The sequence below is a fragment of the Psychrobacter sp. WY6 genome (assembly GCF_018448495.1).
In the GTDB taxonomy this organism is placed as follows: domain Bacteria; phylum Pseudomonadota; class Gammaproteobacteria; order Pseudomonadales; family Moraxellaceae; genus Psychrobacter.
Map to the genome: position 1 here is coordinate 1766178 of NZ_CP049902.1, position 12675 is coordinate 1778852.

Annotated in this window: 8 protein-coding genes and 5 pseudogenes; 3 read left to right on the plus strand and 10 right to left on the minus strand. The window is 44.8% G+C overall.

Annotated features, from left to right (window positions below; translation table 11 throughout):
• Positions 1 to 4 precede the first annotated feature (4 nt).
• The 6 genes and pseudogenes from prmA to G7Y90_RS18975 form a co-directional block, all read right to left on the minus strand.
• Positions 5 to 929 (minus strand): annotated as a pseudogene (gene prmA, locus G7Y90_RS08735) (50S ribosomal protein L11 methyltransferase).
• 122 nt (positions 930 to 1051) lie between these two features.
• Positions 1052 to 1855, minus strand: a complete 804-nt coding sequence (locus G7Y90_RS08740) for a tetratricopeptide repeat protein (RefSeq protein ID WP_250162169.1) — start codon at positions 1853 to 1855, stop codon at positions 1052 to 1054.
• Positions 1856 to 2009: 154 nt separating this feature from the next.
• Positions 2010 to 3410 carry a transglycosylase domain-containing protein gene (locus G7Y90_RS18960; protein ID WP_502937425.1) on the minus strand — a complete coding sequence of 467 codons (1401 nt, stop codon included), beginning with the start codon at positions 3408 to 3410 and terminating at the stop codon, positions 2010 to 2012.
• Positions 3387 to 3687, minus strand: a pseudogene (locus G7Y90_RS18965) (transglycosylase domain-containing protein); the annotation flags it as partial. The pseudogene G7Y90_RS18965 and the gene G7Y90_RS18960, both read right to left, overlap by 24 nt.
• The gene (locus G7Y90_RS18970) at positions 3644 to 3940 is read right to left on the minus strand and encodes a transglycosylase domain-containing protein (RefSeq protein WP_502937339.1); all 297 of its coding nucleotides are present in this window, start codon (positions 3938 to 3940) and stop codon (positions 3644 to 3646) included. The gene G7Y90_RS18970 and the pseudogene G7Y90_RS18965, both read right to left, overlap by 44 nt.
• Entirely contained in the window at positions 3937 to 4362 is a 426-nt protein-coding gene (locus G7Y90_RS18975; protein WP_502937340.1) for a hypothetical protein, read from the minus strand. The genes G7Y90_RS18970 and G7Y90_RS18975 overlap by 4 nt, the downstream gene beginning before the upstream one ends.
• A gap of 479 nt (positions 4363 to 4841) precedes the next feature.
• On the opposite strand from G7Y90_RS18975, the gene G7Y90_RS08750 reads away from it, so the two are divergent.
• The gene (locus G7Y90_RS08750; protein WP_250162170.1) at positions 4842 to 7622 is read left to right on the plus strand and encodes a heavy metal translocating P-type ATPase; all 2781 of its coding nucleotides are present in this window, start codon (positions 4842 to 4844) and stop codon (positions 7620 to 7622) included.
• Positions 7623 to 7841: 219 nt separating this feature from the next.
• Here the strand turns inward: G7Y90_RS08750 and G7Y90_RS18980 are convergent.
• A pseudogene (locus G7Y90_RS18980) lies at positions 7842 to 8551 on the minus strand (Bax inhibitor-1/YccA family protein).
• Between the two features lie 296 nt (positions 8552 to 8847).
• Between G7Y90_RS18980 and G7Y90_RS08765 the strand changes: the two are divergent.
• Both G7Y90_RS08765 and G7Y90_RS08770 read left to right on the plus strand, forming a co-directional pair.
• Complete coding sequence (locus G7Y90_RS08765) at positions 8848 to 9852, plus strand: NAD(+) kinase (RefSeq protein WP_227675922.1); 1005 nt, start codon at positions 8848 to 8850, stop codon at positions 9850 to 9852.
• A 64-nt stretch (positions 9853 to 9916) separates the two neighbouring features.
• Positions 9917 to 10228, plus strand: coding sequence for a YeaC family protein (locus G7Y90_RS08770; RefSeq protein ID WP_201604723.1), 312 nt, complete (start codon positions 9917 to 9919; stop codon positions 10226 to 10228).
• A 122-nt stretch (positions 10229 to 10350) separates the two neighbouring features.
• On the opposite strand, the gene G7Y90_RS08775 is transcribed toward G7Y90_RS08770, so the two are convergent.
• From G7Y90_RS08775 to G7Y90_RS08785, 3 genes and pseudogenes are all read right to left on the minus strand, one after another.
• Positions 10351 to 10689, minus strand: a complete 339-nt coding sequence (locus G7Y90_RS08775; protein WP_502937341.1) for a HopJ type III effector protein — start codon at positions 10687 to 10689, stop codon at positions 10351 to 10353.
• 122 nt (positions 10690 to 10811) lie between these two features.
• Positions 10812 to 10979, minus strand: a pseudogene (gene csrA / locus G7Y90_RS08780) (carbon storage regulator CsrA); the annotation flags it as partial.
• Between the two features lie 369 nt (positions 10980 to 11348).
• Positions 11349 to 12634 (minus strand): annotated as a pseudogene (locus G7Y90_RS08785) (aspartate kinase).
• Positions 12635 to 12675 lie beyond the last annotated feature (41 nt).

A 12675-nucleotide genomic window follows, 5' to 3' on the forward strand; every position in this document is an offset into this window, starting at 1 on the left:
GTTGCTAGCCTGTAAATGTACCAGATAAACGCTGCCAATGTTGGTCTTCTTGCGCTGTAAAAGCATGCTTTGCATCAAGCGCAAAATAAGGTTGATAAGCCGCCGTTACCTGTTCGGTTTGTGACTCTATTAGACCAGCCAAGACAATGCGACCTTTTGGTGCGATTAAAGTGGCGAAGTAAGGCGCTAAGCCAATAAGCGGCTTGGCTAGAATGTTTGCAACGATTACGTCTACAGGTAACACATCATTTTGTGCGCAGTAGTCAGTGAAGTCTTCTGGTAAAAACGCTTGCAGACGATCCCCAACGTGATTGCGTGCGGCATTTTGATTGGTTGCCAGCACTGCTTGTGGGTCGATATCGACGGCATATACGTGGCGTGCACCTAATAACAAAGCAGATGCCTAAAATACCTGAACCACAACCATAATCAATGACCACTTTGTCTTTTAGATCTTGTTCTGTTAACCAGTCAAGACATAAGCGGGTAGTGGCATGATAGCCTGTACCAAAAGCTAGGCCCGGGTCCATAATAATGTTAGTCGCCTCAGGATTGGGCGGCGTCAGCCAGTTGGGTACAATCCATAAATTATTGGCACATTCGATAGGATGGTAATTGCTCATCCATTCGCGCTCCCAGTCTTTATCATCTACAGCCGTGAGCCAGATACGAGTGGCTTGCACTTGTGCTGCGATTTCATGACTGAGCTGCTCGACTGCCTGACGACTGCCAGCATCGGTGGTCGCATCAAATAGCCCTGTCAAGATAACTTCATCCCATAGCGGTGATTCACCAGGTAAGGGCTCAAATAGAGGTTGGTCACCTGCGTCGTCTAAGGCGATGGATAATGCACCTGCTTCTAGGAGCAGTGCCTCAGCCAAATCGACGTTTGCTTTTTCACATTGTAAATGCAGTTGTTGCCATGCCATAACGATAACCTTAATTAAAAATAAATGTCTATTTTGGATAAATGATGCGTATGCATAATATAAAAAGTGAATAGAGACCAAATGATAAACTTGGTCTCTATTCACTTCGGTATGTCTTGATATTAGCGTAAGGCTTGCTTCGCTTCACTGATGACGCGAGCGTTGCCTTGGGCTTGTCCTGATTGCAAAATAATTTGCCACAGCGCGCGGCGACGACTGGTATCTTGAGAAACACTCAGACCACGGCGTGCCATGGCTTCTGCCTTGCGCGGCTGGTTCTTTTTCAATGCCACTTGTGCCAAATAGAAATACACCGCAGAAGATTTAGGTGCTAGGCGCTGAGCACGGGTAAAGCTGTTTTCAGCATTGGTCAGTTTGCCAGCTTTTAGTTGACTGATACCTGCTTGCATCAAATTGCGAAATGCTGGCAGGTTGCTATTGTTGGTGGTAGCTTGCTGTGTCCGTTGCTGCGAGTTTTTTCTTGCCTGCTCTAGCAATTCGTTGTGTGACGGTGCTGATGGCTCAGAGATGATGTAGTCATCACGCGAAGGTATGATAATAACTGGATCAGGTTGGGTCAACACAGGACTAGATGGTGTAAATACAGGCGTCTCTTGAGTCAACGGATTGGTTGCTTCGGCTGGTTCATAGGAATTATAAGGCTCAATGGGGTAGTCGTCCTCTGTTCTGACAATGGGCGTTTGCGTCACAGTCGCTATGGAGGCTTTAGCTGTATGCGATGATGGCAGCGTTTGAGTCGGTACCGTTTTTATCGCGGTAGATGCAGTCGGCGCAGTCTGGCAAGCGCTCAAACTCAACATGCCAGCTAGAGCACTGACTGCCAGCATCGTATTGGCTGGCTTGATTTTGATAGACCGCGTTATGACGGCTGACCTAGCTGATACAGTTTGCTTGAGAGATAACATTAAGTTGAGACCTTTTTTAAGTTTCACAAATAACTTTAGAACCATTCAACGGCACGATCATACCAAGTATCGGCACGACTTTCTGCATCATTACCATTTGAGCCATCACTGTTTTCTTGGTTGTCGCTATCAACAGCTTCGCCATTTGGAATCTCTAAACCTTCACTACGCGCTGCTGGTTTTGTTCACGAGCACGATCTTGTTGATATAAGCCGACAGCGCAACTGCTGGCTTCTTCTGGTAAATATGCCGACAAGACAGGCAGATAGCGTGCATCTGCACAGCGCTCATTAGACAGCTTGCCTGAGTTGTTCTCTAACCACAACCATTCAATACCTTCAGGCTCTGGTAGAGCCACAGGCGTCAGCTTCAAGCGATTCATATAGTCAACCCAAACTGGCAATGCGCCAGTACCGCCGCTTAAGCCAATTGGCTTGTTATCATCACGGCCAACCCAAACCACACTGACATAGTTGCCACTGTAGCCTGCAAACCAAGCATCGCGGTAATCATTTGTGGTACCTGTTTTGCCAGCAAGATTTAGATTGCTACCAAGTGATTGCACGCGTTTGGCAGTACCGTTTTTGACCACATCTTGTAAAGCATAGTTAATTAAGAAGTTGGTTTCAGGCGGAATACTACGCTGAGTGTTGAGTCCAGTACGTTGTAAAATACGACCACGGTCATCAATGACGGTGCGAATACTATGAATAGGCGTACGGAAGCCGCCAGTTGCAAAGACTTGATAGACACCAAGCATGTCCATTGGGCTAAGATTAACAGAACCTAACAATGCTGACGGGTAGGGTGGTATTTTTTCTTTAATTCCCATGCGCTGTAACTGCTTGGCAAAGGTATCGACCCCAAACTCCATACCTAAGCGTACCGCTGCTTGGTTATAAGACTTTGATAAAGCGGTGGTAAATGGCACATAACCATGGTCACGATTGTCATAGTTCTTGGGGTTCCATTTAGTACCATCGCTTAGATTCACGGTAATCGGTGAGTCATCGACTGAGCTTGCAAGATTATAGCGCCCACTTTCAAGCGCTGTCATATAAATAATAGGCTTCAATAAAGAACCCACTTGGCGCTTGGCATCGACCGCACGGTTAAAGCCGGTAAATTCACTGCCACTACCCACTACAGAGACCAGCTCACCAGTCTCAGGATTGGCACTCACTAGAGCACCTTGCAAGTCTTTAGTTTTGCTACTGTTACGACGCAGCTCACCCAATTTTCTATCAACTGCTTTGTCTGCGGCTAATTGTGCAATAGGGTCTAAAGTACTGATAATGATAAGACCTTCATTCTTGAGGTCATCAGAATAGTACACGGTATTCAGCTCGCGCTTGACGATATCCAAAAAGTCAGGGAATTGACTTTTGCCTTCGACAGGTTTGTCCACGACACCAAGTGGCTGCTTTAGCGCTTTTTCATAGTCTTCTTGACTGAGTGAGCCAACGGCCAGCATGTTGCCCAGCACGACGTCACGGCGCGCTTTTGAATCGTTTGGATGGCGACGTGGGTTGTAGATACTCGGGCCTTTTGCCATACCGACTAACAGGGCTTGCTGATCCAAGCGCAGCTCATTCAGTGGTTTCAAAGTAAAACTGTGATGCCAAGCCAAAACCATTAATAGAGCGGTTGCCGTTTTGACCCAAATAAATCTCGTTGAGATACGTTTGTAGAATTTCATCTTTGCTATAATGTAGCTCGAGCAATACTGCCATTAACGCTTCGTTGGCTTTGCGCTTCAGCGTACGGTCTGAATTGAGATAGAAGTTTTTAATCAGCTGCTGAGTGATGCGAGCCGCCTTGTCTAGAGCCACCAGAGAAGTTGTTCAGTACGGCACGTGCAATGCCTCGTATAGAGACGCCTTTGTGCTCATAAAACGCACGGTCTTCCGTGGCTATTAACGCATCAATGAGTGGTTGTGGCACTTCATCTAACGAGACGACCAAACGATCTTCATTACTGTCAGGATAAATACCACCGATACTCACCGGCTCTAAGCGAATGATGCCGCTTTTGGCAGGCAAAGTGCTTTGTACGGACTCAATCTTATTACCAGCAATGGTCATTTTATGACTTGCTCTTTATCCACATCGTTGGCGCTATAAGTAAAACCGCGAGTATGAATAAAGTAGGTATTACCTGATCTATGATAAGTTCCCGTGCGATCATAAGCTTTGTTGCTTTGATAGTTCAGCAACTCCAGCCATGTCTTCATCGTATCTTTGTCGACACTCGCGCCTTGATACAATTCAAGCGGCTGCGAATACACTTTAGCAGGAATATCCCAGCGCTTACCCTCAAACTTATGAGTAATGGTGCGATCAAGTTTGATTAAATATAGCGCCAAGAGCACCATGCCAGCAATAATGACAATTAAGATAAGACTACTAAATACCAACCCACGCTGCTGTGAAGGGAGCGTGTGGTTAACAGATTTAGAGGACTGTGTTAACTTGGTATTTGGTAACTTGGAATTGGATGTTTGCACTGATGTCGCACCATTTTGGTATAAAAAACTGCCTCATAATGACGCAAATTGACAAATTTTTCAATCTATCATCGTCAACGCAGGCATTCATTGATTTTAAGCTGTGCGTGGTTATGCTCTTCACAGCACTTGCTTATAGTATAATCTCTGTTAAAACACGGTCATTGCTAACAAAGCATTAAAAGCTTTAGATTGGCAGTATCATTGTTATATAAGTGTCATATAAGTGTCATATTAGCTTCATGTCACCATGTCACATAGCCATGCACGATAGCAGTTTAGAGACACACCAACGATGTGTTTTTTATGAATTAACCGCTACTGTTATTGTTTTATTTTTGTGAGCCGTGCTGAGAGTTATTTAAAATAGCTGTTTTAGATAGGTCTTCTGCATAGGCGTTGAGTCTCGTTAATGATAGTAAGTTTACTTAAAGCGAATAAGGTTCGAGCAAACCTGTCTAAAGGAAGTAAGCGCGATTATGTCCAATGTCCCATCATCAATGGCATCGACCACCAGCCAGTATTATGAAGATAACTCTATCACCGAAGGTTTAGTACTGCCACTCGCAGGTCACTGTTTCCATTGCGGTGATCCTGTACCGCAGCCGCCGTTCCATGCCAAGATATTGGGTAAGCCGCGTGAGATGTGCTGTATGGGCTGTCAGTTAGCCTCTCAAAGTATCGTAGAGGCAGGGCTGGAGCAGTATTATCTGGACCGCTCAGAGATTAATCGTACGGCAAGTCTACCAACGCAGTTGACTCGCCTTGAGGCGTATGACCATGATGAGATCAAATCACAATTCGTCTATGCTCAAGACGGACTGTCGGTTGCAGAGCTGTCCGTCAATAACCTACGCTGCGCGGCATGTACTTGGCTAATTGAGTCGCGTCTCGATGAGTTAGAGGGCATCAGTAAATGTCAGGTGAATTTGACCAATCAGCGTATGCGTGTGATTTGGAACGAGGACAAGCTGCCGATTAGCCGTATTCTTGCCACCATTAATGAAATAGGCTACGAGGCCAAGCCTTATCGTCAAGATACGCATGAGGCGATGCTGGCGCGTCATAACAACCAAATGCTGATACGTCTTGGCATTGCCGCGTTGGGCTCGATGCAAGCGATGATGTATGCCGTTGCCATCTATTTTGGTGAATACAGCGATATGCTAATATTTCAGCGCGATTTTTTGCGCTGGGTGTCTTTATTTGTCAGTACGCCCGTTTTCTTCTATGCGGGTATCCCGTTCTTTACCTCAGCGTGGTCGGCAATTCGTGCCCGTCAAGTCAATATGGATGTGCCCGTCAGTATCGCGCTGATTGTGACTTTTTTCGCGAGCCTATATGCCACCATCACTGGGCAAGGGGAAACCTATTACGATTCGGTCAGTATGTTTATTTTCTTTTTACTGGCAGGGCGTTACATTGAGCATAATGCACGCCTAAAAGCCGCCACCATGGCCAATGACTTGGTCGTGGTTGAGCCAGTACTGGTACAAAAAATTGCGGAAGATAAAGAAGCCGCCGAGCTTATATTACAGCAGTTAAAGAAAAATGAGCTCGAGAAAACAGCTGTAAATGAAGACGTGAGTAATCAAGTCAGTAATTTGGATACAAATGAGGTGAGCACATCAGCCAATCCAACGCCTAATTTTATGCAAAGCATGGATGCGAATGTTCATCGGCTCACATCAAAAATTGCACAAGACTGGCAACGCGCGCGTACTCAACAATCAGCCATATCAACAACAGCAGATGAGGCAAAAGAAAAACAAATGGTCACCGCCCATAGTTTGCAAGTGGGTGATATCATTTTAGTTGAATCTGGCTCTGAAATCATCAGCGATGGTATTTTGCTGAGTCAGACCGCTACCGTGTCGCAAAGCCTGTTGACGGGTGAGGGCGACTTGATTATCAAGAGCCAAGGTGACTATATCGTCGGCGGTGCACAAAACGATAGCCAACCGTTTGAGATGCTGGTCACAGCATTGCCAGCAGACAGTCAAATTGGCTTGATTGATCGGCTGATGAACCGTGCCATGAGTGAAAAGCCCAAACTGGCGCAGCAGGCCGATAAGCTGGCACGCTGGTTTGTTGCGCGTATTTTGGTCTTGTCTGTCTTGGTATTCATTGGTTGGTATATCGTTGACCCAAGCCAAGCGATTTGGGCTACGGTCGCGGTATTGGTCGCGACTTGCCCTTGTGCACTGTCTTTAGCGACGCCGATTGCGCTGACGGTCGCGACCAATCGACTGGCAAGCTATGGCTTTTTGACGACGCGTGGACATACGCTACAAACGCTCGCTGAAATCACTCATGTCGCCTTTGATAAAACAGGTACTCTCACTTATGGTAAGCCTAATTTATTAAATATTGAGCTGCTGAAAGATAATGATACTGCAACGGCTACAGACGAGCAAAAAGATACGCTATTAGCAATCGCTGCGGCTCTAGAAGTAGGGAGCCGTCATCCTATCGCACACGCGCTGCTTACCGCTGCCTATCAGTTGCATTTGCCATCGACGCAGGCCTTACAGCATTATCCAGCAGGCGGTGTCGAGGCAGTGATTGATGGCGTATTATATCGAATTGGTCATGTGGATTTTGCATTAAACGATGCTGATAATGATATAGTCATTGATTTAGTATCACAGCGCGCCAGCTCAGCGGTGGTTTTATCTTGTCAACAAAATGACTCGGTCACTTGGCAAGCGCTGGCATGTTTCTATTTCAATGATAAGGTGCGTGATAGTGCTAAAGCCATGCTCGATACGCTTAAAGAGTTGGGTATTGAGACAGTTATGTTGACTGGTGACCCAAGCCCGCAAGCGCTGGTATTGGCTGAAAGTTTAGGAATGCATTCTGCTTACAACGGTCTGTCGCCAACAGACAAGGTCACTCACATTCAAAAGCTACAGGCGGAAGGTGGCGTAGTGTTGATGGTGGGAGACGGTATCAATGATGCGCCAGTGCTAGCCGCAGCAGATGTCTCGACTTCTATTGCGGGGGCGGCAGATTTGGCACAAGTATCGAGTGACAGTATTATATTAAATGGTCAAATCGACGCTATTACTGCGGCTAAGCGTATCTCTGATAAAACGGAACGTATTATCAAACAAAACTTCCGCTGGGCACTCATTTATAATGGCAGTGTGCTAATACCAGCAGCATTAGGCTATGTGCCACCTTGGCTGGCTGCTATTGGTATGTCATTAAGTTCATTGTTTGTGGTTTTAAATGCGCTGCGCTTAAAACGCGCTTGATACCCATTCAAAAAAACGGTTAGCTGCGTCAAACTCACTTAGCCTATTAATGTAGTACTTGAGCTTGTTTTCCTTGCCAATCAAGTTTTTGCAAACAGTATGTCTATCATAAATATTTAACTTTACCCATAAAAAAACCGCCTTTAACTATATACATAGCTAAGGCGGTTTTTTTTTAAATAACGATCTGATTTAAATAATGATTAACTGGTTTTTAGATTAGTCTTGTAGGTAGCTAAGCAAACGCATAAATTCAATGTACATCCATACGAGCGTGGCAAGAATACCAATACTAAATAACCATTCGTAGTCTTCAGAGACACCCATCGCCACACCGCGATCGATATTATCGAAGTCTAGTAAAAGCGTAAAAGAGGCGATGATAATCACAAATAAGCTAAAGCCGATAGCGATAGCGCCACCTTCAAACAAGAAAGGTAAGCTTGAACCAAACGCTAAAGAAAGTACCCATTGCGCCACTAAACCAGCATATATTGCATCAATGCTGAAGTCACAATTGAGCGGAACTTTTCAGTCACCTTGACCAGACCTGAGCGATATAGCCCTAGCTAACGGCTGCCGTCACAAAAGTGGCACACATAGCGGTCACTGGTACACTCGGATCATCCGCATAAAGAACAGCGAGATGCCGCCTAAAATATGCCTTCTAAAGTGCATAAGGCACCGCAAAGGTTTGGCTTTGTGTGGTTTAAGTGATAAAAGCGCGAGACCAAAAGCGCACATACTCCGAAGGCAGCCATCGTGATAAAGCCTTGCGACAAACCTGCCATAAGGGCATAAAAGAAAAAGCCCACACCAGTGATCGCAGATAATCCAAGTAATAGACTGGTCTTTTGAATCACGCCTTTGACCGTCATTGGCTTACCGCCGATCGCAAGTTCTGCGCGACTGACAATAGGATTGGCCATAAAGTTGTCCTTAATAAAATTAAATATAGTGATTCTAGCTACTTTAGCAAAACAGCCATTATTGTCAACTGTGTTTACGTGACAGCCATTAAGGCCTCAAGACCTTATAGAGCTATTATTAGTTGATGTATTTTGGCATATTGCCTAGCTAAACAAACACGTTTAAGAGTAACGTGCGATGGTTTTATATGGGGTTGATTACGACAGTTAACAACGATAATTCATAAACATGCTAGTCTAAACGCTCGTTTATCGCTATCATTGGCGAGTACTTTACCGTTATGCCGAGTCGTTTTATGGAAAACTCAGCGCAATCCGCAAGATTGCCGCACTTACATGAATCAGAGCTGTTCCACGCTATCAAAAACCCTGCTTTTAGGCGTATTGGGCTTATGGGCCGCGCTGGTAAACGCAGTGTCACTCAAAGCTTGGTGCAAATTGCCCAGACTATCAATGAGATGAATCTCACATTGATTATGGATGTGCAAACGGCGAACTTGCCCACTTTGAACCTTACTGAGATTGAAAAGGTTAAAATCGTTAAGCGTAGTCTAATCGGCGAGATTTGTGATTTAGTCATCGTTGTTGGCGGTGATGGCTCGATATTGCACGCGGCTGAAGCGTTGGCACGCTACCGTGTACCCGTGCTCGGCGTCAACCGTGGTCGGCTTGGTTTCTTAGCGGATGTAAAACCTGATGAAGCGGCGTTTAAATTGCGCCAAGTATTGATGGGTGATTATCAGTTGGATCATCGGTTTTTATTGACGATGGAGATACGAGAAGGGCGCACTATCATTCATGAAGATATGGCGCTCAATGATATCGTATTGCATGCGGGAAAATCGGTACATATGATAGATTTTCAGATGAAAATCGATGGTCAAGATGTCTACCGTCAGCATAGTGATGGTTTGATTGCAGCAACGCCTACCGGTTCAACGGCTTATGCACTCTCTGGTGGCGGTCCCATTATTCACCCGAGTATGGATGCTATCTGTTTGGTGCCCATGCATCCCCATACGCTGTCTAGCAGACCGATTGTGGTGAGCGGTAATAGCGAAGTATGCATTCGCATTCACGAAGACAATCGCACTCAGCCGATGGTCAGTGCCGACGGTAAGCCAAGCGTGCCACTTGAGCAAGAGCAACGGCTCTATATTCGTAAGCATCCAGATAAGCTTACTTTATTGCACCCGCCAGGGTTTGATTTTTATGAAGCTTGTCGCACCAAATTGCACTGGAACGTCCATGCTGAGGAATTCAGTCTTGACGTGGATGATGATATTATGGACGACGAATAAGTGTCTCTTTTATAATAACGTTATAAAAATATGTTATAAAAAATAGTGGTGGAGAGTAGATAGGATGGACAAGCAAACGATATTAGCAAGTTTAACGCCAGAAGTGGTGGATAAATTCCGCATGGCGATTGAGTTGGGTAAGTGGCCTGATGGTCGCAAGCTGACCGCTGAGCAGCGCGAAACCTGTATGCAAGCGGTGATGGTGTGGGAGCACGAGCATCTACCACCTGCTGAGCGCACAGGCTATATTCATAAGCCAGTCAAAGAAGATGGTTCTATCGTCGGGGCAGAATGTGATGTCGAGCATGAGCATCATTATCCAAACATGCCTAATCCGAAAGGCGCAGTCCAACCGGTTAAGTTTCGTGATAAATAGGCTGATGGCTAAGTTTTATGATAAAAAATGAAGCAAATAAGAAAAGGCCACGCTAATCAGCGTGGCCTTTTCTTATTTAATAACTTTTTAAAGCGCCGTCGTATCAACACTAGGGCGAACCGTTAATGGGTTTTTTGCATCAAAAACCCTTGCCAGCCCCAATGTAAAAAGTTGCGGATATTGGCATGGTCAGTACCGTTAGGAGTTGCTTGAACTTTGGCATAATGCTCGCCAAACAGTTTTAGCGTGTCCAATTGATTCAAACCATGGTGCTTGGCAAAGCCAAAAATTTTCGCACTACCTTCATTTTCACCAGCTGCATTGTGTACCATGCCGTTCACAAACGGGGCAGGTGCGTAGCGATAAAAATCATCAATAAAACTGATGACATCATTGAATCCAATGGCTTTTTTATCCAAACCATTAAGTAGAGCCGATACATCTGATTGGCGGATACTCATAAATAAATGACCTCAGAGCAGATTAAAAAAGTGAAGTATGTAACTTAGCGATTGAAATAGTCTTCGTCATCAAATGAAGGCGCAAAATTGCCTTGCTCAAGATGTTGCATTTGCGACTGTACAGAACGCTCATGCTGAATACGTTGGTAAATCTCTTCGCGGTGTACGGCAATATCTTTCGGTGCATTTACACCGATACGTACTTGATTGCCTTTGACACCTAGGACGGTCACACTGACCTCATCACCAATCATTAGCGTTTCGCCCACGCGGCGTGTCAAAATTAACATGCGTCACACTCCTTATGTCGCATCAACAAATTATTACTCATCAGATTACTTCTCAATTGCAGGACATTACCTCAGCACTAGAAAAACAATGTATCAATGACAACCACAATGCTTACTATTGTGCCAATAGCGGTAATGATAGGTAGATTCATTTAGCCCAAATGAAAGCCCCATTATAGGGGGCATAACAGAGACTGTCACGGGTTTTCACAAAACTATTGGGTAAATAGTTACCCTAGCAATAATAAAAAATAAAAATAGGATCTAAAAAGACCCTATTTAATTTAATACATTGTTGAAAGTAAGTGATACTGATTTAATGCATAACTGTTGATGCTAAATCGATTATTTTAAGCGTTTTAAAATAAGTTATAGCCCAGCGATTTTACTTTCGCCATCTTCACGATCCAGACCAAATGCGGTATGTAGTGATTTAACGGCTTTTTCTAAATACTGTTCTTGGATAAGGACAGACACTTTGATTTCGCTGGTTGATATCATTTGAATATTGATATTGTTTTCAGCAAGGGTTTGGAACATGAGGCTCGCAACACCAGCATGAGAGCGCATGCCGACTCCGACTAAAGAGACTTTAACGACTTCATCATTAGCCAATATCTCTTTAGCACCGATCTCATCTTTGACTTCATTCTCTAGTACTTTCATGGTTTTGTCCATGTCAGTACGGTTAACAGTAAAAGTAAAGTCGGTGGTGCCGTTGGTAGAGAGGTTTTGCACTATCATATCAATTTCGATATTGGCACGACCAATCGGGCTTAGGATAGCAGAGGCAATACCAGGATGATCAGGTACACCGCGCACGACTATTTTTGCTTCGTCTCGATTAAAAGCGATACCTGAGATGATTGCCTGTTCCATATTGTCTCCTTCGTCTATCGTAATTAGGGTGCCGACATTGTCTTGAAATTCTTGGTCGAAGCTACCATCGTTGTTTTCATCAAAGCTAGATAATACGCGTAGTGGTACACCATATTTACCGGCGAATTCTACCGAACGAATCTGTAAAATCTTAGAGCCAAGACTTGCCATCTCTAGCATTTCTTCAAAGGTAATTTTTTCAAGTTTCTTGGCTTTTGAGGTCACACGAGGGTCAGTGGTATAAACGCCATCAACATCGGTATAAATCTGACATTCATCAGCACCCAAGGCAGCAGCAATAGCGACACCTGTGGTATCAGAGCCGCCGCGCCTAATGTGGTCGCATTGCCTTCGTCGTCAATACCTTGAAAGCCTGCGACGATGACGACATTGCCTGCATCGAGTTGCGCGCGGATATTTTTGTCATCGATACTTTCGATACGGGCTTTATTGTGCGCATTATCGGTTTTAATCGCGACTTGACGACCAGTAAATGAACGAGCGCCTACCCCAAGCTCTTTAATCGCCATAGCAAGCAATGAAATCGATACTTGCTCACCGGTTGAGACCATTTGGTCGTATTCACGGGGATCAGGCTGAGTGCTAATTTGGCGTGCTAGATCAATCAAACGGTTGGTTTCGCCGCTCATAGCAGAGACGACAACAACTATTTGATGACCGTTGTCATGCCAGCGTTTGACTCGTTTGGCGACGTTTTTGATGCGGTCGATACTGCCCATCGAGGTGCCGCCGTATTTCTGTACTATTAACGCCATAAAAATCTACCTATTATTCATTAATGGCCTTTTATTATCAT

Bases quoted from the DNA above. Each gene is read 5' to 3' on its own strand.
- G7Y90_RS08740 (WP_250162169.1), bottom strand. From the start codon at position 1,855: ATGTTATCTCTCAAGCAAACTGTATCAGCTAGGTCAGCCGTCATAACG.
- G7Y90_RS18960 (WP_502937425.1), bottom strand. From the start codon at position 3,410: ATGGCAAAAGGCCCGAGTATCTACAACCCACGTCGCCATCCAAACGAT.
- G7Y90_RS08750 (WP_250162170.1), top strand. From the start codon at position 4,842: ATGTCCAATGTCCCATCATCAATGGCATCGACCACCAGCCAGTATTAT.
- G7Y90_RS08770 (WP_201604723.1), top strand. From the start codon at position 9,917: ATGGACAAGCAAACGATATTAGCAAGTTTAACGCCAGAAGTGGTGGAT.
- G7Y90_RS08775 (WP_502937341.1), bottom strand. From the start codon at position 10,689: ATGAGTATCCGCCAATCAGATGTATCGGCTCTACTTAATGGTTTGGAT.
- G7Y90_RS08765 (WP_227675922.1), top strand. From the start codon at position 8,848: ATGGAAAACTCAGCGCAATCCGCAAGATTGCCGCACTTACATGAATCA.
- G7Y90_RS18970 (WP_502937339.1), bottom strand. From the start codon at position 3,940: ATGACCATTGCTGGTAATAAGATTGAGTCCGTACAAAGCACTTTGCCT.